22 protein-coding genes, 7 tRNA genes, 1 pseudogene and 1 riboswitch are annotated in these 23,184 nt (G+C 52.5%); of the genes and pseudogenes, 3 read left to right on the forward strand and 27 right to left on the reverse strand.

The window, feature by feature from the left end:
- The first annotated feature begins 96 nt into the window (after positions 1 to 96).
- Complete coding sequence (gene lexA, locus NZD86_RS13400; RefSeq protein ID WP_268042412.1) at positions 97 to 726, forward strand: transcriptional repressor LexA; 630 nt, start codon at positions 97 to 99, stop codon at positions 724 to 726.
- Between the two features lie 251 nt (positions 727 to 977).
- Positions 978 to 1,745 carry an SDR family NAD(P)-dependent oxidoreductase gene (locus NZD86_RS13405; protein ID WP_268042414.1) on the forward strand — a complete coding sequence of 256 codons (768 nt, stop codon included), beginning with the start codon at positions 978 to 980 and terminating at the stop codon, positions 1,743 to 1,745.
- A 35-nt stretch (positions 1,746 to 1,780) separates the two neighbouring features.
- Here the strand turns inward: NZD86_RS13405 and NZD86_RS13410 are convergent, their stop codons facing one another.
- From NZD86_RS13410 to NZD86_RS13465, 12 genes are all read right to left on the reverse strand, one after another.
- Positions 1,781 to 3,022 carry a glutathionylspermidine synthase family protein gene (locus NZD86_RS13410; RefSeq protein WP_268042416.1) on the reverse strand — a complete coding sequence of 414 codons (1,242 nt, stop codon included), beginning with the start codon at positions 3,020 to 3,022 and terminating at the stop codon, positions 1,781 to 1,783.
- Between the two features lie 4 nt (positions 3,023 to 3,026).
- On the reverse strand, positions 3,027 to 3,206 hold the full coding sequence (locus tag NZD86_RS13415; RefSeq protein ID WP_268042418.1) for a hypothetical protein: 180 nt from the start codon (positions 3,204 to 3,206) through the stop codon (positions 3,027 to 3,029).
- 227 nt (positions 3,207 to 3,433) lie between these two features.
- Positions 3,434 to 4,771, reverse strand: coding sequence for a type I glutamate--ammonia ligase (gene glnA / locus NZD86_RS13420; protein WP_268042419.1), 1,338 nt, complete (start codon positions 4,769 to 4,771; stop codon positions 3,434 to 3,436).
- Between the two features lie 17 nt (positions 4,772 to 4,788).
- Positions 4,789 to 5,181, reverse strand: coding sequence for a MerR family transcriptional regulator (locus NZD86_RS13425; RefSeq protein WP_268042421.1), 393 nt, complete (start codon positions 5,179 to 5,181; stop codon positions 4,789 to 4,791).
- 81 nt (positions 5,182 to 5,262) lie between these two features.
- Complete coding sequence (locus NZD86_RS13430) at positions 5,263 to 6,501, reverse strand: methionine gamma-lyase family protein (protein WP_268042423.1); 1,239 nt, start codon at positions 6,499 to 6,501, stop codon at positions 5,263 to 5,265.
- Positions 6,482 to 7,762: a GTPase HflX gene (gene hflX, locus NZD86_RS13435; protein WP_268042425.1), complete on the reverse strand. Its 1,281-nt coding sequence runs from the start codon at positions 7,760 to 7,762 to the stop codon at positions 6,482 to 6,484. The genes NZD86_RS13430 and hflX overlap by 20 nt, the downstream gene beginning before the upstream one ends.
- A gap of 5 nt (positions 7,763 to 7,767) precedes the next feature.
- Positions 7,768 to 7,968, reverse strand: a complete 201-nt coding sequence (locus tag NZD86_RS13440; protein ID WP_268046877.1) for a hypothetical protein — start codon at positions 7,966 to 7,968, stop codon at positions 7,768 to 7,770.
- 5 nt (positions 7,969 to 7,973) lie between these two features.
- Positions 7,974 to 8,591 (reverse strand): hypothetical protein, encoded by a 618-nt coding sequence (locus NZD86_RS13445; RefSeq protein ID WP_268042427.1) that lies wholly within the window; start codon positions 8,589 to 8,591, stop codon positions 7,974 to 7,976.
- On the reverse strand, positions 8,572 to 9,201 hold the full coding sequence (locus NZD86_RS13450; RefSeq protein ID WP_268042429.1) for a GTPase domain-containing protein: 630 nt from the start codon (positions 9,199 to 9,201) through the stop codon (positions 8,572 to 8,574). Before NZD86_RS13450 ends, NZD86_RS13445 begins: the two co-directional genes overlap by 20 nt.
- An 11-nt stretch (positions 9,202 to 9,212) precedes the next feature.
- Positions 9,213 to 9,599 carry a hypothetical protein gene (locus NZD86_RS13455; RefSeq protein WP_268042431.1) on the reverse strand — a complete coding sequence of 129 codons (387 nt, stop codon included), beginning with the start codon at positions 9,597 to 9,599 and terminating at the stop codon, positions 9,213 to 9,215.
- Positions 9,586 to 11,253: a recombinase family protein gene (locus NZD86_RS13460; protein WP_268042433.1), complete on the reverse strand. Its 1,668-nt coding sequence runs from the start codon at positions 11,251 to 11,253 to the stop codon at positions 9,586 to 9,588. Before NZD86_RS13460 ends, NZD86_RS13455 begins: the two co-directional genes overlap by 14 nt.
- A complete protein-coding gene (locus NZD86_RS13465) occupies positions 11,254 to 11,457 on the reverse strand; it encodes a hypothetical protein (RefSeq protein ID WP_268042435.1) in 204 nt (67 codons plus the stop codon).
- A 205-nt stretch (positions 11,458 to 11,662) separates the two neighbouring features.
- Positions 11,663 to 11,811: riboswitch (cyclic di-AMP (ydaO/yuaA leader) on the forward strand.
- A gap of 8 nt (positions 11,812 to 11,819) precedes the next feature.
- Between NZD86_RS13465 and NZD86_RS13470 the strand changes: the two genes are divergently transcribed.
- Positions 11,820 to 12,353, forward strand: a complete 534-nt coding sequence (locus tag NZD86_RS13470; protein ID WP_268042437.1) for a C40 family peptidase — start codon at positions 11,820 to 11,822, stop codon at positions 12,351 to 12,353.
- A 26-nt stretch (positions 12,354 to 12,379) separates the two neighbouring features.
- On the opposite strand, the gene NZD86_RS13475 is transcribed toward NZD86_RS13470, so the two are convergent.
- The 15 genes and pseudogenes from NZD86_RS13475 to mutS all read right to left on the reverse strand — a co-directional run bounded on the left by NZD86_RS13475 (position 12,380) and on the right by mutS (position 23,119).
- The gene (locus tag NZD86_RS13475; protein WP_268042440.1) at positions 12,380 to 13,213 is read right to left on the reverse strand and encodes a L,D-transpeptidase family protein; all 834 of its coding nucleotides are present in this window, start codon (positions 13,211 to 13,213) and stop codon (positions 12,380 to 12,382) included.
- Positions 13,214 to 13,315: 102 nt separating this feature from the next.
- Positions 13,316 to 13,906: pseudogene (locus tag NZD86_RS13480) on the reverse strand (AAA family ATPase); the annotation flags it as partial.
- A 167-nt stretch (positions 13,907 to 14,073) separates the two neighbouring features.
- Positions 14,074 to 15,573: a spore germination protein gene (locus NZD86_RS13485; RefSeq protein WP_268042442.1), complete on the reverse strand. Its 1,500-nt coding sequence runs from the start codon at positions 15,571 to 15,573 to the stop codon at positions 14,074 to 14,076.
- A gap of 133 nt (positions 15,574 to 15,706) precedes the next feature.
- Positions 15,707 to 15,782 (reverse strand) — tRNA-Val (locus NZD86_RS13490).
- Positions 15,783 to 15,785: 3 nt separating this feature from the next.
- Positions 15,786 to 15,861 (reverse strand) — tRNA-Thr (locus tag NZD86_RS13495).
- Positions 15,862 to 15,890: 29 nt separating this feature from the next.
- Positions 15,891 to 15,965: transfer RNA gene (locus NZD86_RS13500), tRNA-Asn, on the reverse strand.
- Positions 15,966 to 15,970: 5 nt separating this feature from the next.
- Positions 15,971 to 16,046, reverse strand: a tRNA-Ala gene (locus NZD86_RS13505).
- Between the two features lie 27 nt (positions 16,047 to 16,073).
- Positions 16,074 to 16,149, reverse strand: a tRNA-Trp gene (locus tag NZD86_RS13510).
- 7 nt (positions 16,150 to 16,156) lie between these two features.
- Positions 16,157 to 16,240, reverse strand: a tRNA-Tyr gene (locus NZD86_RS13515).
- A 5-nt stretch (positions 16,241 to 16,245) separates the two neighbouring features.
- A tRNA-Thr gene (locus NZD86_RS13520) sits at positions 16,246 to 16,321 on the reverse strand.
- Between the two features lie 160 nt (positions 16,322 to 16,481).
- Positions 16,482 to 16,733 (reverse strand): RNA chaperone Hfq, encoded by a 252-nt coding sequence (hfq, locus tag NZD86_RS13525; RefSeq protein WP_268042444.1) that lies wholly within the window; start codon positions 16,731 to 16,733, stop codon positions 16,482 to 16,484.
- 37 nt (positions 16,734 to 16,770) lie between these two features.
- A complete protein-coding gene (miaA, locus tag NZD86_RS13530) occupies positions 16,771 to 17,736 on the reverse strand; it encodes a tRNA (adenosine(37)-N6)-dimethylallyltransferase MiaA (protein ID WP_268042446.1) in 966 nt (321 codons plus the stop codon).
- The gene (locus NZD86_RS13535; protein ID WP_268042448.1) at positions 17,729 to 18,550 is read right to left on the reverse strand and encodes a class I SAM-dependent methyltransferase; all 822 of its coding nucleotides are present in this window, start codon (positions 18,548 to 18,550) and stop codon (positions 17,729 to 17,731) included. Before NZD86_RS13535 ends, miaA begins: the two co-directional genes overlap by 8 nt.
- Positions 18,543 to 20,507: a DNA mismatch repair endonuclease MutL gene (gene mutL / locus NZD86_RS13540; RefSeq protein WP_268042450.1), complete on the reverse strand. Its 1,965-nt coding sequence runs from the start codon at positions 20,505 to 20,507 to the stop codon at positions 18,543 to 18,545. Before mutL ends, NZD86_RS13535 begins: the two co-directional genes overlap by 8 nt.
- Complete coding sequence (mutS, locus tag NZD86_RS13545) at positions 20,507 to 23,119, reverse strand: DNA mismatch repair protein MutS (RefSeq protein ID WP_268042452.1); 2,613 nt, start codon at positions 23,117 to 23,119, stop codon at positions 20,507 to 20,509. The genes mutL and mutS overlap by 1 nt, the downstream gene beginning before the upstream one ends.
- Between the last annotated feature and the right edge of the window lie 65 nt (positions 23,120 to 23,184).

Genomic DNA, 23,184 nt, shown 5'->3' on the forward strand with positions numbered 1-23,184 from the left:
TATCAGCCTCCCCTTGCCATTGCGAACAAATGTTTGCCATCTGTGACGAAGTTGTGATACGATGACGGCAAAAGAAGGCAAGGGATGTGTGCAACCGTGAGCCAACTCACTGCCCGGCAAGAGGCGATTCTCGAATTTATTCGCAAAAATCTCAATGACAAGGGATATCCTCCTTCCGTTCGGGAAATAGGCGAAGCGGTTGGTCTAGCTTCGAGCTCAACGGTGCACGGCCACCTTGAACGATTACAACAGAAAGGGTTTATCCGTCGAGACCCAACGAAACCAAGGGCACTTGAGATCCTTTCTGACCATCATAACCATATTGGGCGAACTGGGCACGAATCGGTGCCAACCATGGCCCCCATCATTGGCCGGGTAACCGCTGGTTTACCAATCACGGCGTTCGAGGATGTCCAGGGTTACCTTCCTCTTCCATCAGAATTCACGAGAGATGACGAAGTCTATGTGCTGCGAGTGGTTGGGGACAGCATGATCGAGGCGGGGATCCTCGACGGGGATATGGTCATCGTTCGCCGCCAGGCAGATGCGGTGAACGGGGATATCGTCGTCGCCATGACAGAGGATGACGAGGCCACGGTGAAACGGTTTTATCGGGAACATGGCCACGTACGTCTTCAGCCCGAGAACAGTCAAATGGAGCCGCTCATTTATCCAGACGTGGTGATTCTCGGGAAAGTGATTGGCGTATTTCGTAGCCTAAGATGAGATACGCAATAAACCTCCAATAACGTCACGAAGTCCCCGGAGATTTCTCACGGGGCTTCCTTCGTACATCTAATCTATCCTTCTCACCTCTTGTACCCAGCTTGACTCCGAAAGCGCCCCTCGAAGGATCCACTGAAACAACGCGACCAACGTAAGCGAGGGATTCCTCCAGCAACTGCCGAATACGTAGCAAACAAGTAGCATTATATTTTGATTATTCGGGTGATAGTTGAACGATTAGGAGGGACCTCATGAACTGTCCTTTTACTGGCAAAGTCGCTCTTGTAACAGGTGGGGCCAGTGGAATCGGCAAAGCTGTTGTAAAACGTTTTGCCAAGCACGGTGCCGCGGTGGTGGTTGCCGATAATTCTCCTGTTGGATATGAACTGTCGAAAGCGTGCAGACAGCTAGGCCAACGTGTTGAATTTACAATGGCCGACGTGCGAAATACGCTGGATTTAACAAAAGCAGTTGATCTGGCGCAAGATCGTTTTGGGGGACTCGATATCTTAGTCAATAGTGCCGGTATATTCCCAAGAGGCACACTGGAAGAAACGACAGATGATCTGTGGGACCGAATTATGGACATCAACTTGAAAGGTGTGTACCATGCGTGTCGCGCAGTCGTACCCGCGCTCATCGACCAGGGTGGCGGTGTCATTATTAATATCGGTTCCCTCAATGCGTTTGGAGGTACACCAGACCTGTTTGCCTACTCTACATCCAAAGGGGCCGTCACTACCCTGACAATGAACCTGGCTCGTGCTTTAGCAAAACACGGGATACGTGTGAATTGCGTACATCCTGGATGGGTCGTTACGGAGGGCGAGATGGATATTCAATTGCAAGCAGGACAACCCGAAAACTGGATGGTAACGGGAGCCTCTAAGATACCGCTCGGGCGCTTGCAGACTCCTGACGACATCGCCTCATGCGTCTTATTTTTGGCATCGGACGATGCGTGCCAGATCACCGGGCAGTCACTGGCCGTCGACGGTGGGCTACGGTTTGAATACTAAAGCGCGAGCCCATCACGCGTGACATAGGTCGTCGGTCATCTCCCACTCTCTACGGTGATAGGGAGAAACATGGACAAGTTTCCCGTAATGGGGCTCCCCACACGCAAAAAGAGTCCCGAAGGGACCCCTCCAATGAGAAACGATCCAACAAGCATTGAGCCAGTGTAGCTCCCCTCCCACGTCTTCACAGTAACTTGTGGCATTGGCGTATATTTTTGATAGACCATGGGTTGTGTGGCATAGTACGGGGTATTGTCACTAGCCGTCATGCGGCCTTGTTCATCGACGATGGACACACCGCCCCCCTCGCGCCCCCACACGGGCTTGCGAACATATTTTTTCCCAGTCAACGCCTCCGCTGAAACGTACGTCGGAAGAAAATATGTTTCAATCGTTTGGTGCTGCTCTTCTGTGTAGATTGGATGATTTGCTTCATGCAGCGCCCATATGACAGCCAAAGTTCCCTTGGCCTGACACAAAGCCGCACTCGGAGGATTAATAAGTCGAACCTTACCACTTGCGACATGCTCCAAGAATATATCTCCGATTGCAAGGCCGTTCTCGCCCTTATCTCGACTGAAATATTCGAGCGGGTACAATCGGTACAACCAGCGAATTGGCTCACCCCGTGCAGTGAAAACACCCTCAGATGAGACCCGAATGTCGCTCAACGGCACATATTGTGTCTCGCGCAGACCGGAGTTGCGACGAACGAACTTCGTGGTCATTCTATCTTCCTCATGCCACCCATATGAAGAAAAATAAACTGTATCTGTCTCTGGAATAGCGTAAGCCTTGCGAAGCTCAGCAAACGCCAAACGAATGGCGTCTTCCATCCTATTTGGAGATGCCACCTTAAAATATCGGCAAACTGCTTCGTTGCAGACGGCGCTTTCCACAACTCCTGTTGGCGTGTCACAGTTGAGCTCGATGACTCGAATGTCATCTCCTGCTACAATCAGGTCCAGATGAGCAAAGTAACTAAACAACTGACTCGGAATTTGTACCGCTTGCCAAGTGTTCTGTGGCAGGTGGAGATCGCGGTACAGTCCTGGGCTACTTTGAAGAAAGGCGACCGTTCGGTTCAGCACGTCCGCGATTCGCGTTGTCGCTCTCACGATTCGCTCATACTCGCTCACGTGCATCCGATACAGATCTAACAAGTAATACTGATAATCGATCCCCTTCTCTTCGAGGTATCCCCAAGTGAACCCTTGTAATTTCAGCAGATCGTTGAGCGTACTCCACTCCTTGTAATACGCTGCATCCCGAATCAACTTGTCACCCTCCAGTATCACCGTGGCCGCCTGCCTCTTCATCGCCGCCGAAGCCACCGTGCGCGCCGCTCACTTTCGTACCACCGCCACCCGTAGTGGTGGTATTGTTCCCGTCGTTCGTGCATCCAGAAGCGAGAAAGATGGTCGCTGCTGCAGTCACTGCGAGTACAAATTTCCTATTCACCAAGTCACCACCTTAAGACTGTCGTACACATATTATATATTCTAGGAAAAACAGGTGAACTAGTGAATATTGGTCTTGACGAATGGAATCCGGGGCGTCGGCCGTTTGGACCGCGGTCAAGGTGCCGCAACTTGACGGCAAGTGATCCGGCTCAAGAAAAAAGCTGCCCAACCAGGCCATGGAGACCTGTAGGGCAGCTTTCCTTCGGCTTTCCGCACGCCTGCTGTTCAGTACAGCGTCATATACTGTTCACGTTCCCATTCCGTCACTTGCGTGCGGAACATGTTCCACTCAATGCGCTTTGCCTCGATGAAGTGTACCAGCACATGTTCACCCAAAGCATTTGTCAAGACTTCGTCAGCCACAAGCGCTTCGATAGCTTCGTTCAAGTTGGCTGGTAGACTGCGAATGCCAACTTCTTCTTTCTCGGCATCTGTCATGATGTAAATGTTCCGGTTTACTGGGTCAGCTAACTCCAAACTGCGTTCGATCCCGTCCAGTCCAGACGCGAGCAATGCAGCAATAGCGAAGTACGGGTTACAGGATGGGTCTGGGCTGCGAACCTCAATCCGTGTGCTTTGTCCACGCGCTGCCGGAACACGAACCAGCGGTGAACGGTTCTTGCCGCTCCATGCAATGTAGCTTGGCGCTTCGTAGCCAGGGACAAGGCGTTTATAAGAGTTGATAGTCGGATTACAGACCGCCGTGAAACCAGGGGCATGCTTGAGAATGCCCGCCAAGAAATGGCGTGCTGTACCGCTCAAGCCCAACTCGTCAGACTCGTCATAGAACGCGTTCTTCTCACCGTTGAACAGCGACAAGTGAGCGTGCATACCAGAACCGTTGATACCATACAGCGGTTTTGGCATAAATGTGGCGTGAAGACCGTGTTGACGTGCAATGGTCTTGACAACCAATCGGAATGTCGCGATGTTATCCGCTGCCTCGACGGCATCCGCGTATTTGAAGTCGATCTCGTGTTGACCAGGCGCAACTTCGTGGTGTGACGCTTCAATTTCAAAACCCATGTTCTCCAGTGTGAGGACAATGTCGCGTCGGCAGTTTTCGCCGAGATCGACAGGCGCCCAGTCGAAATAACCACCTTCGTCGTTCACCTGATCGGTCGGTTTGCCGTTAGCGTCCATCTTGAACAGGAAGAATTCCGGTTCTGGACCCACGTTGAAAGAAGTGAAGCCAAGGTTTTTTGCGCGCTCAAGAACATTCTTCAAAACGGAACGCGGATCCCCGGGGAACGGCGATCCATCTGGGAGATAAATATCACAAATGAGACGAGCGATTTTTCCTTGTGGTGTGTCCCAAGGGAACACGAGCCACGTTGAGCGATCCGGCACAAGATACATGTCAGATTCCTCAATGCGCACAAAGCCTTCGATGGACGAGCCGTCAAACATAATTTTGTTATCAAGTGCCTTTGGAAGTTGATCGACTGGAATTTCTACATTCTTCACAATACCAAGCAAATCGGTAAACTGTAGACGTACATAGCGGACATTGCTGGCCTCAGCGTGTTGTAGAATCTCGTCCTTCTCGTACTGTTTGCGCATCTCGTAATCCCCCATCATCAACGTTTTCGATAAAAGCGAGAGAGGTCTCCTTGGAAGTGCGACTCAGTCTGCGAGCGATTATGCAGCATTTCGCGTTCCAACCATTTGTAGACTTCGGTATCCGATGGTTCTGATTTAGTCATGGACTTGTTGCGGGCTTTGCGGCTTTCCATCTCCGCGAAGTTGCGTTTGACGCCTGCCATGTTGTGCCCCTCGTCAAGCCACTCCCGAATCAGCATGAGTCGTTCAACATCGGCGAATGAGAATTGCCTCTGTTTTCCCGCCGTGCGGGCTGGCTGAATGAGCTCATGTTCTTCGTAATACCGAATTTGCCGAGCGCTCAATCCCGTCAGTTTTTGGACTGTGCCGATTGAGAACAACGGCAGTTGGCGACGGTCATTTAAATCCATCGAGCGTCCCCCATCTCACGTGCTCTTGTATAACATCCTAGCATGGTTACGAAACTGCGACAATAAGCTATGTCAGGTTTTTTAACATAGCTCTGGTGCAATTTGTTGAATCACTCTGTGAAGGGCTATCACGACATGTTCATACGTTAGTCCGCCTTGTATGTACGCAACATACGGCGGTCGCATAGGGGCGTCGGACGACAGTTCTAGTGAAGCACCTTGTATGAATGTCCCCGCCGCCATGACGACAGCGTCCTCGTAGCCAGCCATGGCGTCTGCAAACGGGACGACGTGTGAGTCGATAGGTGCTGTCGACTGGATCGCACGACAAAACTGGAGAAGCCGATCTTTATCGCCAAGTTGAACGGATAAGATGAGATCCGTACGAGGCTCGCTCGGCTTTGGTGAAACATCATAGCCCAGTCCAGAGAGCGCCCGTGCGAACAAAATCGATCCGCGTACAGCCTGAGAAACCGTGTGTGGTGCTAAGAAGAGTCCTTGATAGAAAAGTGTCATATACGGTCCAGTCGGCCCGTATTCGGCACCCGTTCCTGGCGCGACAAGGCGAGCAGCCACCTGATCGATAACCGATGCCTTTCCCACGATGTAGCCACCTGTAGGGGCAATGCCTCCTCCGGGATTTTTGATGAGGGAACCCATGACCATATCAGCGCCGACATGGGATGGTTCTTGTTCTTCTACGAATTCGCCATAACAGTTATCAACACCGATCAACACATGCGGATGAAACGTTTTTATAGAAGCAAAAGCAGCAGCGAGGGTGCTTACCGTCAAAGCGGGACGTGCCCCATACCCTCGCGATCGTTGAAACATGACTAGTTTCGTGCGGGTCGTGATGGTGGCATGGAGGGCGTCGAGATCGATATCGCCGTTGCCCCGCAAGTTTACCACGCGTGTCGAAATGCCCCACTCAGCCAAGCTGCCCACTGCGTCGCGTATCCCTGTCACGCCGTGAAGTGTATCGTAGGGCAACCCGGTGGCAAACACCAGTTCGTCACCCGGGCGCAGAACCCCAAATAGACCGAGTGTGATGGCGTGTGTGCCCGAAACGATCTGCGGCCGCACCAGCGCCGCCTCTGCGCCAAACACCATTGCGAACGCTGACTCGTATTTCTCTCGCCCAACGTCAGACAGGCCATACCCAGACGTGCCCTGCAGGTCAATCTGTGAAATTTGATTTGCCCAAAAGGCCTGTAACACACGTTCTTGATTGGTTAGGGCAATTTGCCCTACACGTTCTGCTTGTTCCGCAATGTCCCGTTCGCAGTTACGGATATATTCATGAATTCGGTTTGTCATTCGTACTCCCATCTTGTCGCTGTTGCTGCCATATGTGTGCATCCCGACGGCTCGTCACAGCCGTGACAAGCCACTCCTCAGGCGAAACCGGATCTGCTGACTCAATTCGTCCATTGCGAAGCAGTTGGTCCCAAATGACATCATCCGGGTGAGTATGAAGCGTCACGCGGACTTCATCCAACATGATCTGCCGTTCAACGGCAGCATACAAAGCATCGAGAGACTCCCCCATGGCTGATCCGTACAGTGTCTCCAACGCATGTACGTCCGGAGCCGGTTGTCCCTCTGCGACATCCATTTTATTGAAAAACGTAATAACCGGCTTGTCCAAGGCATTGAGGTCTCTTAGAACCTGCCGGGTGGTCTCGAGGTGAGACATTGGCTCATGTCCAGCGTCGACAACAATGACGATGAGGTCCGCGTACCTTGTTTCCTCCAGCGTCGCCTTGAACGCTTCGATCAAGTGGTGCGGCAAGTCCTCAACGAACCCAACTGTGTCGATGACGATGTACGGATTTCCTAGTTTCGTTTGAACTTGTCGGGCGGTGGGATCGAGCGTGTCAAACAGGCGATTCTGCCCCGTGACCACCGTCTCCCTGCCTTTATCTCGAACCCACTTGGATTGCAGGGTTGTCTTACCGGCATTGGTGTACCCGACCAAGGCGACAACCGGGACATCCCGACGCCGGCGCTTGCGAGCCGTACTTCGTTGCTTTTCAATTTCCGTGAGTTCTCTGCGGAGGTAACTCATGCGTGTTCGAATCCGCCGCCGGTCCATCTCCAGCTGCGTTTCACCAGGACCACGTGTCCCAATTCCCCCGCCAAGCCTTGACAATTCGACGCCACGACCAGTCAGTCGTGGCATGAGATAGTTGAGTTGTGCCATTTCAACCTGAACGCGCCCTTCACGTGTCTGCGCGCGTTTGGCAAAGATATCTAGAATTAATTGCGTCCGATCAATGACACGGCACGGAAGCAATCGTTCCAAGTTGCGAACTTGTGCAGGCGAGAGCTCTCGATCCGCCACAACTAAGTCCGCTTCATTCACTTCAGCCAAGTTTGACAATTCCTCAATCTTGCCCGCCCCGAGGAAAGTCCGTCCGTCCACCTGCGCCCGCTTTTGCATCACGACAGCGATGACGGTTGCCCCTGCAGCTTCACAAAGTCCATTGAGTTCTTGCTCACGGTAGGCAAATCGGTCATCCGCTTCTTGACCGACTTGACACATGGCAAGTATGACGCGGTTTTCATCAGCCTGCACAGGACTCACCCCTGATTCTGCGAGTGTAGGAATGGATATACCTGTCTATCATCGCAAATCGGGCAGTGTTGTTCAAGTTGCACTTGGGATCGCAGCAGGATGGGAATCTCAGCCTCGGCCTGTCGCTTCCCTTCTCTGCGTCCCGAGATTCGTCCCATCCGATACACCACGAGAAGTACCGTGAGCGCACACGCAAACCAGAGCACGATGGTCAAAAGTCATCCATCCCTTCATATTCCGTCATGACCAGTTTCGTCGTGGTCAAATCAAACACGATATTCAACACCACCAAGGCAATGAGCGCAATCAATGTCCACGATACCTGTGCGTAAATGGCCAAACAAAAGACAATGAGTATCGCAAACAAGACTTCCCCCATTCCGAATCGCACGACAACGTTTACTTGCCCGCTCTCCAGATCTTTCTTTCGATCCATCACATCGTCCAACCAGTCAATGAAACTCATCATCCCAACACCCCAGAGGGCGTCCCGCCAACCTACCAACATCACGCAGAGGACAACGGCCATGACGATTTCCATATATGCTGGTAACCGGGACGGGAGCCGTTCGTCCATCCGTGTAAACATCCCCACAGCATAACTGCTTAGAAACACAGCCAGTGAGACTTGCGCGTTTGCCATCATGGCGATGGCAAAACACACGAGGCTGTACGGTAAGCAAGCCCGCCCCAGCCGAGCAGCCAGCGTGCGTTTTCCACGACAGAGATCGTAGTCAGCGTCGAGTGCGTCATCCATGAGCTTGACGGTAGCCCCAGCGAACAACAGCGCGATAAACACGTGAACCACGTCAGACCAATCGCCAAACATACCGCTTCACCTCATGAAATCCGCTTCCCTCTCGTGCCGATATGGGTATCACTTTTTCCTTATCGAAGTACTGCTTCAGCCACCGCAGGCCATCTTTTGCTGAAGGCAAATCCATTTTGTTCGCGAGTACAATGTAGGCGGATCGAGATCGTCCCAAAGCCAACATCTGCTCATCCAAAGCGTGCAATCGAAACGTTTTTCCGTCGCGCATGGCATGTAACTCCTGTCCGATCATCGCCGCATCGATCACGTGGATAATGGCCTTAGCGTCGACCATGGACCGAAGCGTTTGGGCCATCGCTTTCCGAACGGTAGGATCTTGGTGCAATCCATCCGCCAACCCTGCACTATCGGTCACTTTGACCATTCGATCCGCCTTCCCCCGCGGGACGGGCAAAAATAGTGTCTGCAACTCTCGCGTTCGATGTGGATCCCCCGATGAAAGCAGTTGCTCCGCTTCGCTCAAGGGCATCCGACGGCGTTCTCGAACGCCGTCTGTTCGTTCTACCATCCACTGTAGTTCTCGTAGCCCCAAAAACCGTGCGAATCTGAGGCAGAACGATGTCTTTCCAGCATTGGTTTGCCCGATGACAAGGCTGTCGCCATTCATTTCATCGCCCCCTATACGAAATCGACAGCTTGAAGCGTCAAGAGATCGTCGCGTTGTGGACTTTGAACATCAAACAAGCGAACCGCGTGTTGACGCACGGCGCGTTCAATCATGTTTCGCACCCACCTTGCATTACTGAACGGTTCGCTTCCCGCCCCTTCCGTGAGCGCATGTTTGATGTGACGGCGTAACTTGAGCTCGGCGTCCGTACTCAGACGGTACTGTCGACTCGCAGCAGCCTGCTTCGCGATCTGAAACAATGCTTGTGCATCATAGTCCGGAAAATGAATCTGAATGGGAAACCGACTCGGCAATCCTGGATTTGTACTGAGAAACCATTTCATTTCTCGTTCATAACCCGCAAGAATTGTAATGAACTGGTCTTTATAATCCTCCATGCCCTTGCCCAAAGAAGAAATTATTAGAGTCGTCGACAGCCAACTGAATGCGAATCTCGTCCTCACCGACGACCACCTGTCGAACAACCTTGTCGACGAGTGCCTTTTTGTCCTCGTCTCCAATTCCGTTTACTAAATACCGTAAAAGCCGTGTCGTCCTCGGTCGGCCACCTCCTTCATCGACATTCCGCTCGTGAGCCGTCAGCTCCACATCGATTGAACTGACCGCCGTTTGCAAAGTACGAATATCCCTATCCAAAGCCCCCATGGCATCATCAAGCTCCAATTCCGTAATTCGATCTTTTACACGCAGTTGCAGCCAACGTGCCCGTTCCCTGCGCTTCTCTTCGAGTGCCTTCAATATGCGATCCCGTCGTGATATCAACTTCCCTACACGTTGCGAATTGTCCCGTTCACTCACGATGGTGTCGATACTGTCACTCGAGTGCACCATGACAGCAACGACCACCCGCCAAACGCAGTCATCGATCACGTCCTTACGCCAATTCCTGCCTGTGCACCGATGAACCTGTTTTCCGGAACCCACTTCAAAAACCTTTCGTGTTTTGGCGGAACAAACATAGTAGTGGTAGAGGATTTCCCCTGTCTCTTTGTTCCGCGAAGGCGGGCCGGCCACGACAGCCGCACCACATCGTCCGCACCGTGCGAGCCCCTTGAGCAGGTAAGTCGTATGCGGTTTTGCACCTCGATTCCGCCGCGTCAGTGATTGTATGCGCCTTTGCAGTTGCTCGAATGTTTCATCCGTGATGTAGGCAGGTACACGAACCATTTGCCACTCCGACTGTGGCTTTTTCACGATCTCGGTCTGACCCGCCTTTTGTTTATATTCGGTCTTTCCGTAGTAGAACTTTCCCGTGTACACCGGACTCTTGAGAATACGGCTGACCGTCGCTTGGTACCAGTGGTTGCCCATCGGAGCCGGAATACCGAGCAACGACAATTCTTTGGCGATTAATGTAAAATTCATGTCATGCCCGTCCTTACCATGTAACATCCACTCGACCATTTGCAGGTACGTTTCCTTCTCTAGTGGCTCCTCGACAAGCGTGTCCCGCTCCTTGTCAAAGACGTATCCATAAACTCTCCGGATACCTGGTATCTTGCCGTTCATCACTTTCGCTTTACGACCGCGCCTAGAGTTGGCGAGAATCTTCGCCTTGTTGTACTGAGCAATAGCCCCTTGGATGTTGTACAGTAAGAGCGATTCCGGGTTGTTCGGGTCCACATCCATTTCAACAAAGGCGATTTCGCAGCCAGCGTTCCAAATCCGCTCCGTAATGTACAGCTGCAGTTTTAAGTCGCGTGCCAAACGGTCCGGGTGCAACACCACCAACACCCTGCCAATTCCCTGCTCAATAAACCGTAACGCCTCATTTAATGCAGGTCGACTTGGGTCATCCCCCATCTCTCCCTGTTCAACAAACGCGATCATCTCGTCTTCTTCGATTCCGTACCGTTGTTTTGCCATTTGCACGCACCGTTCGACTTGAGATGTCAATGAATAGCCGTGTCGTGCTTGGTCTTGTGTAGAGACCCGTGCATAAATAACGACTTTAACGGTGGCGGTAAAGGAGTCCAACTCTTGCCTGGAAAAGGGGCTTGTGTATCCGCGGTCAATGGACAAGGTGAGCATTCAATCACCACCCTGGTCTTCAGGGTGAGACGTGTGGCCGTCTGTGGAGTTTTCCGTTTGTGATGGTGATCGATGTGCATTTTCCGCTTGCGCCAGTAGGTCGAGAATGAGGTGTGACATTTTATGGACGAGTTCATCCAATGATGTTCCGTCTTGCGAAGGGATCACGGTAATGGAAAATTGATGTCTGTCGCGCTTTTTCAATCGTAGTCCCCCTCTACACCTGGCCTCAGCCAATGTGTATTCAAGAGACAAGCGCGAACAAACCCACATACATCAACCTTCCCGCTTTGGTACGACGCCACCCCGGTGACATTCTGTAATAGGCCATTCGTTACAGGAAATGGAACTGTATAAGAAAGGGATCCATCCATTTCATAATGACCTCAAATGATGGGCTATGTTACCCTCGGTAGACAAGCCGAATCCTGCAAAATCAGGTACGGGGGAACAATTTCTGTGTACTCAAAGCACTTGGGGTGAATGCGATACAGTCGCAAGGATGCAATCCTCTACCCAAACCCGACAGCTAACCTCGGAGGCTTTATGGGAGGATAAACAACTTTATGAAACACAAGTTTGGTTTGACGTCCGTCGGTATCGCTGCGTCATTCGCTTTGACGATCTTTGCAGCACCAGGAACAGCAGAGGCGAATACATTACCACCTGGCGTGTCGTTGGATCCATCGGTTCACGCACAAGCTTCAACAACAGCAGGCGTAGTCGCAAAGGAGAATGCTGTCCTCGGCGTAGCCCGTTCAAAGCTGGGGACACCATACGTCTGGGGTCATAACGAAGATCGCGGGCAATACGGTTTTGACTGTTCTAACTTTACCTCGTACGTTTACCATCATGCCCTCGGGTACCGCATGAGCACTTCATCTCAAACCCAGTTTCGATCCGTCGGCTGGAAGGTCGCGAAATCTTCCATGCGTCCAGGCGACTTAGTGATTTTCGATAGCGGACGGCACGTTGGGATTTACGCTGGGCACGGTGAAATGATTCAAGAAGGCGGCGGCCTTGGGAAAGTGGGCTACTTGAAACTAGCTCCAGGCTCATACTGGTACAAGCACATTACGACGGTTAAACGTATGTTTTAAGCGACCACGGACGCCCTTGGCGTCCTTTATTGCGTCACAGTGACGAGCGTGCCGTAATCAGTTAATTCCCAGACCCTCTTTGCATTTTCAATTGGCAATTCCACACAACCGACACTTTGTGGGAAGCCATATCTAGCGCGGGTCAATCCGTGTATCGCTTCACCTTTACGAAAGAAACTTACATACGGAACCCCTTCCACCCGGTAGTGTGCACCGCTTGGGGTTGTTCCCTCCATCTTCTGTTGGCGATTCCGTAGATATATTACGTGTGTACCGACGTGTGTTGCCGCGTCTTTGACACCCGTACTGCAGGTGGACGTATAGACTATCCGCCCATCTTGCCAAACAGTCAGTGTCTGTGGAAGTGCCTGCCGGACCAGCAGGTATGTATATGCGTGTTGACAACGCAAGTTTACAGCGATTGCGGTCTGCAGACCTCGAAAAACGCGTGGACCAGCGAATCCATCTATAGGTAAGTCGTGTTCGCGTTCAAATGTCATGACAGCTGCTTTTGTCATTTCAGTATACATAGTTGGGTCCCACAGTTGCCTGAGCGGATCCGGTACCACGTGAAACCGCCAAGACCAAGTTCCTGCGGCGGGAGAATCCAGCGAGGGACCAAAGTAGGACTCCACCTTGGTGATCGGATGAAATTCAACGGGAAGATAACCTAAATCAGCCAACATTTCGTGAAGCGTTAAAACCGCCGGCGAATTGTCCCCTTCTGTTAAAACTGGATACGTGGCTCGATGAACGACTTGATTGGACGTTGTTTCTGCGCATAACCTGGCGTCAAACGTTGTCAACGTGGTACATATAGCAAGAATAAAGGCCAGTGTACGGCGTAAAATGTGACCCAACAGTCGTCCCTCCCTTTCCACAAAGTTTGTGGAAGGAGGTCTAAAATACACTGGAAAATCCTTCGGATTATTAGGCAATTGAAAAGACATTACATTTCAAACCATCGTCTTGACGAGGCAGTCAATTGCTTCGCGGCCGAAATCCTTTTCACCGCCACGCGCAAGGGAGTATGCTTCATCAATAAAGAGAACGCCGCCGAGTGCTTTCTTAATATGTTCCCGTGTCTTTTGAGCTGTGTGGCCGATGTATTCTCCAACGAGATCGGCGCGTTCGACTTCCACCAAATGTCCCTGTGTCAACAAGCCACATTCGTAAAGCAACTTAGCTAAAATACGAGCGACCGTTGTCTTTCCTGTCCCTGGGTTCCCCAAAAAAACCATGTGCAATACAATAGGCTCTGCCTTGAGATGATGTCTCATTCGCTGTTGCTGTACATAAACATAGGCAAAGATTTCGCGCACAACGCGCTTCACCTCTTGTAGTCCGATTAGGTCATCCAGTTCACTAAGTAAGGAGTGGAGTCGTGCTTTTTCGATGACCGGACGTCCGTGTGATCCGCTTCCGGACGGATGACCCGAAAGCTGCTGTAATGCTTCCGACAGCGCGATTTGACCTTGCTCATACTCATCAATCACTTGAAGTGACCGTTTCGTGTTTCGAATGGGGCTCTTGTTTTGGGTGCTCGGTTTCATATGGACCACCTCACGTTATTGTCTTTGTGCCCGAGCGGCCGCCTAACACCTCAACCTATGCATGAATGCGAAATTGGGTGATGGCCTAGAACGGACACAAGCGGCCTGGGCTTGCCCCAGGCCGCTTGTGTCCGCAGTACAGTGGTGAAACGTACGGTGGTGAAACGTTAAATCCGCCCTCTTCTTCGCTTTAGAATCTCTGGAACACCGCCCAACTTGTAGCTTGGCCAGCGAATGACAACGTCTCTGAGACCGTCTCTCCACCGAAACGGAATGAGTGGCCACAGATAAGGCTTGCCGAATGATCTCGTCGTTGCCAATCGCACGAACCAAGACACTGTACCGATGACAAATCCGATCCACCCGAGCGCAGCCGTCCAAAGCATAATCCACAGTCGTGAAATTTGATTGGCTGATCCCAGTTCGTATGATGATGTCGCATACTGTGCAATCATCACAAATCCCATGTACACCAGGACCTCAGGTTGGAGCAATTGGATCTGCGTGGAGAACTGTCCAAACAACAAAGCGGAGACGATGCCGACGGCAGACGCCAGGACAGTGGGTGTGTTGATGACCGCTAACTTCAATGTATCGAGGGCGATTTCCGCGATGAGGAGCTCGCCCCAAAGGGGAAGCGGGTCCTTCTTGTTCGCAATGAAGAAAGCCATGCCTTTAGGAATCCACGATGGGTGAGCGTTCATCAACAGAAATACACCTGGCATGAAAATGCTTACGAAGACGGCGAGCATGATGGTCCACCGCAAATATGTGCCGACAACGGGGTAAGAGTGATATTCCTGTGGGTGCTGCAGATGTTGGAAAAACGTTGTCGGTGCGATGATGACTTCGGGTGTCGTGTCAACAACAATCACGACTTGGCCTTCCACGAGTGCAGCACTGGCTACATCTGGACGTTCTGTGTACCTGACAATCGGGTACGGATTCCATTTGATCCGGCCAATGTAGTCAGTCACCTGTTGTTCGCCCAGCATCAGGCCGCCTGTCTTCAATGATGTCAGTTTTGTCCGTATATCCTGTACAAGTTTTTCATCAGCGACGTCCTTTAAGTACATCAAACTGACGTCTGTTTGTCCCCGTTCACCGACTTGCATCAGCTCAACACGCAACCTGGGATCGCGAAGGCGGCGTCTGATCAAACTGGTGTTCATCAACATGGTCTCAGTGAAGCCGTCATGATTTCCACGGGCAACACGTTCCATCATTGGTGTCGTGATGCTGCGCATCGGATAGATACGCACATCGATCATCAAACACTTGTCGTACCCATCGATAAATGTCATAAGTGGTCCAGACAAAATAAAACGAACAACATCAGACATTTTGTCAAAGACTTGGACCTGCACGAAAGACACATTGGTATTCAAGTAGTCGACCAAATCCTCGAGCGTGTAAGACTTACCCTCGTGCTCACGTTCAAACTGCTCAATACACTTCTGCAGGTTTTCCAGAATGAGCACAACATTCATCGTTAGGAAGAATCCGTTCGTGAGATAGGACATCATGTTTAAGCGACCAAATTTAAAGGGTTTCGCCAAAATGTCCCATGTTGTACCGACACCGACGAGGTTGTTGATGTAACTGACATTCTCTTCGAGTTTAGGACTGATTTTCTGTTGTTCAATTTCAGGTAATTGCTTCGGCATTGGACTACTCCCCTCGATGGCTATCCTTTTTACTCTTTCCCCAGATACTCCCAAATCATGCGTTTTTCCGAAGGGTCGTAATCGCTGGAACACAACAAAGAGGCGCAGTCACAATGACTGCGCCTCTCAGACTTGGTGGGCGTTGACGGGCTCGAACCGCCGACCCTCTGCTTGTAAGGCAGATGCTCTCCCAACTGAGCTAAACGCCCGTATGGAGCTCCCAACCAGGCTCGAACTGGTGACCTCATCCTTACCATGGATGCGCTCTGCCAACTGAGCTATGGGAGCGTGTTCCCCATATGAGAAAGAATATTATATGGCTCCCCGAGTAGGATTCGAACCTACGACCCTCCGGTTAACAGCCGGATGCTCTACCGCTGAGCTATCGAGGAACGTGTGGTGGAGGTAAACGGATTCGAACCGATGACCCCCTGCTTGCAAGGCAGGTGCTCTCCCAGCTGAGCTATACCCCCGTAACCTTGTCCCCACAAGGTAGACAATGGCAGGGGCGGCAGGATTCGAACCCACGACATGCGGTTTTGGAGACCGCCGTTCTACCAGCTGAACTACGCCCCTATAAAACTGGTGGAGGGGGAAGGATTCGAACCTTCGAAGCTTCCGCAACGGATTTACAGTCCGCCCCATTTGGCCACTTTGGTACCCCTCCGATTGTGGAGCCAGCGACAGGAATCGAACCTGCGACCTACTGATTACAAGTCAGTTGCTCTACCTGCTGAGCTACGCTGGCACGCGCGGCGACAGGGTTTAAATTAACATAGGAATAACTCATTTGTCAACGAGTAAAAATGTGCCATAGCCATAGTATGGCGAGAAGAGGTCAAGCGACACAAACGTGCCGCTTCCTCCTCGCAACAATATCGATGTTGGCTGAGAGCTCATCAAACAACTTACTCTTCTGACTCAGAACCAGTTGCTTCCGACGCAAGTGACACTTGTCGCATGGGAATAAACGTCGAGATGGCATGTTTGTAAATCATCTGCTGTTTTCCCTCTGCTTCCACCACGATGGTGAAATTGTCAAATGCGCGAACAATTCCTCGGATTTGAAATCCGTTAACAAGATATACGATAACCGGAATCTTGTCCTTGCGAACTTGATTCAAGAACGTATCCTGGATATTAATTTGTTGTTTCGTCATGATGTGGCTCCACACTCCAATCTTCGGCCTTCAGAAATTATTCGTGAGGCATGGTCCTTTTTCCTTCTAGATAATCTGCGATCATTCGCCAGAGACGGTCTTCTTCTCCAGGTGGAAATGTGCCATCTACGTTCCGCTCAAACCACTCAATCCGAGGGTCCCGACGAAACCACGACAATTGCCGTTTGACAAAGCGCCTAGTATTCCGTTTGATGGATTCAATGGCCTCTTCTGCTGAGCATTCTCCTTGTAGACATTGAACGACCTCTTTGTACCCGATGGCTTGAAGCGCTGTGTGTTCCGGTGTTACGCCTGCCTCTAAAAGTTTCCGAACTTCCGCGAACAGTCCCAGATCGACCATCCTGTCGACTCTCCGGTTGACTCGCTCATACAGCGCCTCACGCTCCATGAACAACCCAATGAGTAGGACATCGTAACGACCCGTTTTCGGCGACCAATCATATCCTTCCGAGAGCGGTTTGTCCGCTGTCTCGGCGACCTCCAAGGCGCGGATCACGCGTTTCACATCGTTCTCATGAAGGCGCTTTGCGCTAAGTGGGTCCACTCGTTCTAATTGTTCGTGCAAAGCGTGTGGACCATGAGTTTCAAGAAACGTGTACCAGCGGGCACGAATTTGTAATGTATCAGGTCGCTCGGGAAACTGCAAGTCGTCTGTTATGGCACGAATGTATAGCCCCGTTCCCCCACAGACCACGGGTAACAAATGGCGTTTGCCGAGTGACTTGATCGTTTTATCTGCCTCATCTTTCCACGTTGCAACCGTATATGAGCTCGTTGGATCAACAATATCCAATAAATGATGAGTTATTCCTCGTTGCTCGGCCGTGGTCAACTTGGCGGTGCCAATGTCCATTCCGCGATAAATCTGCATGGAATCGGCAGAGATGACTTCACCATGGTACTTGAGGCATATGTCGACTGCCAAATCACTTTTCCCGACAGCTGTGGGACCGACCACGCATAAGACACGTTGTTTAGTCATCGTACTTCCGCCACACTCCGTACGCAATTTTTCGTTTTGGGTTGTCGGCCTTGAGTCCATACATCTGAAACACGCCAGAAAATGGTCTTTCGCGGACTACGACACAGCGACGTGCGACACGTTTTGCTTGCGCCACGGACTCTGCGCGAAGGGGCTCAGCCACGGCAAATGATCGAAGCGGCGCAAGTCCTGCCGACTCCTCCGCTGGCGAGCGGAACATCGGATCGAAATAGACGATATCCACACTGTCCGCTGGTTGTTTTGAGAGCCACTGCAAATGGTGCTCTGCAATGATTGTGACACGCTTCAATAGATCAACCGCTTCTCCATAGTAGGCGTTCGGCACCCATTGCATTGCCGTCAGTAAGCGCGCCACAAGCGGACTCTGTTCGCACCCAATAACCTTTCCGGCGATCCCGACCCCATGAGCAAACACGAGTGCATCCGAACCAAGTCCCATGGTGGCATCGACGACCGTGTCGCCACGCCGAACGTCGGCTACTCTAAGCAACCTATCTTCCTCTCCCCGTGCCATTCGTTCAATTCGCTGTGCCGCCATACTCGGATGGAAGAACAAAGGATGTGTCGCATCCCGGTGAAGAAGTTTGACGGGCTGACCAGCGATGATCATGACCTCCGCTCCAGTGTCAGTGAACATCTGCGCCAGACTCCGGTCGTCGCGTGCAACATAGGGCACGGAAAACCACTTAGCCAACTCCTGTGCCAGTCCCACATCCGCAGGGGTACGATTTCGCGGGGTTGTGGCAACGGCCTGAAGATGTGTGACGTCAAGATGAGGCGATAGGTCAGACAATGCGTCGAAACTCCTTCTCCAACTGTTTATCTGTAAACCGGAGAAAAATGGGTCGTCCGTGTGGACAGTGAAACGGATCGTCAAGTTTTGTTAAAGCGCTGCACAGTGCTTGCAGCTCCTCTTGCGAAAGATGCCAGTTCGCTTTTACTGCGGCTTTACACGCACGTGTTGCGATGACGTTGTGCATGTTCTGGTAGAATGCATCCGAGTCCCTCGATTCCGACAGCTGTTCAAGTGTTTCCTGACTTAGCCTGTCCACATCTAAGCCTTCCCAAATGTCCGGAACCGTGCGAACGAGAATATCGTAGGCGCCGAAGTGATCGAATGTGAAACCTAAACTGGAAAGCCGCTCATGGTTTGCCATGGCCCGCTCAAACACAGACGGTGTTAACGTCAACTGCAGCGGCGCCAGTAAGGGCATGGCGTGCACATCGCGGTCCACCAAACGTTTGTAAAATGACTCAAATAAGATCCGCTCGTGTGCAGCGTGCTGGTCAATGATGTACAGGGAATCTCCGTCATCCGCGATGACGTACATGCCAAGTGCCTGCCCAATCGGCCGCAATGTCCAGTTTTGCCTCCTGATGTCCGGACGAACTTCGTGCGCAGCAGGCTGACGTACACTTTGCGTGCTGTCTACCACTGAGTGGTCCGGAGCTTCACCACTCGCAGCCACCCGATTCGTCTCTCCATAGACGATTTGAGCCTCCTGCGCAGCGGCGACCTGATCTCTCGAACGACTCGCGTATTTGGAGTTTGAGGCGGCCGGATGCGACTGGGGTCTAGACGGGTACGAAAACGATCTCGCTTCCTGCATCAACCCCGTCCCCGACGAACGAGGTTCAGGAGAACCGCCCGACCCGTGTGGCAGCGGATTCTCGGAGGCATTTTCATTCTGAAACTCCAACTGAAGCGGCTGCACTTCAGACTTTTGTCGATTCGTTGACCGTTCGGGAGTCGGCGCGAGTAATGTACTGTCAAGTGCCGCAGCCACTGCTCTGGCAACACAACGCGTCACGTCGGCCTCCTCACTGAACCGGACTTCCGCTTTGTGCGGGTGAACGTTGACGTCGACGAGTCCCGGATCCATTTCGATGGAAATGGCATAGATAGGCTGTTTACCGACCATGAGCCGATTTCGATAGCCTTGGATGACCGCCTGGTGCACGCCAATATGGCGAACGGGGCGACCGTTGATAAAGAGATGGGCGTGAGCGCGCGTTCCTCTTCCCTGAGTCGGTCGCCCGATGTAGCCGGACACTTTGTAGTCGGGTGTCGTCTCCTCTATGGCAAGGAGCTGTTTTGCTTCGCCAACGCCGTACAGGGATGCCAAGACGGTGCGAACGTCACCGTTTCCCGGTGTTTGAAAAAGCACGTGATGTTCGGTTTGACAGCAAAAGGAGACGTCGGGACGGGACAATGCCGCTTTCTGGACAACCTCCACGGCCTTTGCCTGCTCCGTCTGTACGGTTCGCATGTATTTTAGGCGAGCCGGCGTGTTGTAAAACAAGTCGCGAACTTCGATACGTGTTCCCGGGGCCGCACCAACGTGACGCAAAGGAGCCATTTCGCCTCCTTCAATGGTCACCTCGGCAGCCCGCTCGCTGTCCCTTGTCCGGGTCGTCAGCGTGACCTTTGCGACTGCGGCAATGGACGCCAGTGCTTCGCCACGGAAGCCGAGTGAGCGAATCCGAACGAGATCGCGTTCGTCATACACTTTGCTCGTCGCATGTCTGTCAAACGCCATGACGGCATCCGCTTCGTCCATTCCAATGCCGTCATCCTGTACGGTGATCTCAGAAATGCCACCCTCCCGCAGTGTGACGGTGATGGTCTTGGCCCCCGCGTCCAGACTGTTTTCAACCAGTTCCTTGACACACGAGGCCGGGCGTACAACCACTTCACCCGCCGCGATCTGGTTGGCCAGCGTGGTCGACATCAGTCGGATGGTTCCCATTAGAGCATCCTCCTCGCCTTCTCCACTATTTCGTTGAGACGATTCATCGCGTCGAGCGGTGTCATTGACAAGACGTTCATTTGGGCCACCATTTCCGCGAATGACCGGTACGGACCATCAAATAGAGCCAAAGCCCCCTCTTTTTCCCTCACTTCCGGTGCTTCCGAGACGGAGCCGCGCTCGTCCTGCTTTGCGGGGCGATCCTCCCCGGTCACCGCGACCTCATCAAGAGCAGGTCCGGTGGTTTCCCGAGCGCGCAGCAACTCGGCAGCCCTCGCAACCACTTGCTGTGGCAATCCTGCAAGCCTCGCCACTTGAATCCCGTAACTCCGATCCGATGGACGTGTGACCACTGTGTGAAGAAACGTGATTCCGTCCCGCGTTTCTTCAACCGCCATCGAGTAATTACGCACCCGTTCAAACTGCGCCGAGAACTGGATCAGTTCATGGTAGTGTGTGGCAAACATGGTGAGCGGCTTTTCTTCGCGAATCGATAACTCTTCCAGCACCGCTTCGGCGATGGAAAGTCCATCGTACGTGGATGTACCGCGCCCGATCTCGTCCAGCAACACAAGGCTCCGCCCCGTGGATTGGCGAAGAATCTCCGCGAGTTCAATCATCTCCACCATAAACGTACTCTGTCCGCGTCCCAAGTCATCAGCAGCGCCGATGCGAGCAAAGATCTGGTCCACAATCCCAACCGTTGCGGACTCAGCGGGCACAAAACCGCCCATCTGCGCCATGATGACGATGATGGCCGTTTGCCTCATATACGTGCTTTTCCCGCCCATGTTCGGGCCGGTGAGGACAATCATGTGCTGCTGTGGATCAAGCACCGTATCATTCGGCACAAACCTGCCCGGCGTCAGCATTTCCACGACAGGATGGCGTCCGCCCGTAATCTGAATGCCCGCTTCCAGTTTCATTTCTGGCCGGACGAATCGCCGTTCCGTGGCCACATGTGCAAGCGACTGCAACACGTCGATCTCGGCCAACACATCCGCCCACACTCGAATCTGTCCACCGTACTCCAGCACGCGCTCGCGAAATACTTGAAAGAGTTCATATTCCTTTGCCATAGCCCGCTCTTCGGCCGATAGAATCTCCGTCTCCCGAGCCTTTAACTCCGGCAAAACGAAACGCTCAGCATTTGCCAATGTTTGGCGTCGTTCGTACTCTCCCGGTACGTTCGCCGAGTGTGTCTTTGAGACTTCGATATAGTAGCCGAACACTTTGTTGTAGCCGATTTTGAGGGACTTGATGCCTGTCCGTTCGCGTTCCTGCTGTTCCAAGTCACGCAGCCATGTACGTCCCGAGGACTGGAGTGTTCGCAGTCTGTCCAACTCATCGTCAACGCCTTCCCGGAACAGCCCCCCTTCGCGGGTCTGAACGGGCGGATCGTCGACAATTTGCTGCGTGATGCCGTCGACCAGCCTCTTCACGTTTGGCAGCCGTGCCAAGAGATTTTGCAAAAGTGGAGGAAGCTTTGCCGCACTCAAGGCGTCCACTACGGACTGACCGTTTGCCAAAGAATTCGCCAAGGCGAGCAGGTCACGTGCATTGCCGCTGTTAAACGCGAAACGTGCGACGAGTCGGGCGAGATCGTGTACCCCCCGGAGCGCTTCACGGACTTCTTCTCGCACAATGAGATCATTGACAAGCGCGTCGACCGCTTCGTGGCGCTCGCTGATGGCGTCGATTTGGCACAGCGGCCGTTCCAGCCACGCCCGCAGCATTCTTCCGCCGGCAGCAGTAACGGTGGCATCCAGGAGCCCCAGAAGTGACCCCTTGCGAGACCCATCGCGTGCTGTGGCCGTGAGCTCCAAGTGATGCATTGCCGTCTGGTTCAATACGAGGTGTGTCTGCTCAAACAAAGGACGTGGCTCTTGCAGGTGGCGCAAAGTCATTTTCTGTGTCTCTTGTATGTATTGGAGCACGTTTGCAACTGCTACGGCCGTCGCTGTGTTCTCCCCAATGCCGAGGACTGCCGAACTGGCCACACTGTACTGTGTCTGGATTACATCAATTCTGCCAGACGGTCTATAAGTGAGCAGCGTGCCTGTCTCAGCAATAAAGTCATCGAGCCAATTCGGAATCTGTCCTTTGACTGCAACGATCTCGATGGGCTCCCAGAGTTGAAGCTGTCGCGCGCATTCCACTTCTCCCGCTTCACCTGCGAATACCTCTCCTGTGCCTACGTCAACCATCGCTAGACCATAGTGCGATCCGACACATCCAATGGCCGCCAAGAAACGATTAGATTGTTCCTTTGATAGTGCCGTTCCCGGCGTTACAATTCGGACAACCTCCCGCTGAACAAGACCCTTGGCAGCCTTCGGGTCCTCGACCTGATCGCAAATTGCCACTCGATACCCCTTGTCAATGAGACGCTCAAGGTACTGCTCAACTGCGTGATAGGGCACGCCACACATAGGAATGCGTCCGGCTTCCCCGGCATCACGCCCTGTTAGGGTTATATCCAGTTCACGACTTGCAGTGACTGCATCGTCAAAAAATAGTTCATAAAAATCACCTAAACGAAACATCAGCAATGCGTCTTGGTGCGACGTTTTGATCTCTTGGTATTGACGCATCATTGGCGTCAGCGCCATGTTTGTACCTCCCCGCAGGGCTTGCCTAATTTGCCACGATACAGAAAGCGGCCGCCGCAGCGGGC

The sequence above is a fragment of the Alicyclobacillus dauci genome (assembly GCF_026651605.1).
Classification (GTDB): Bacteria; Bacillota; Bacilli; order Alicyclobacillales; family Alicyclobacillaceae; genus Alicyclobacillus; species Alicyclobacillus dauci.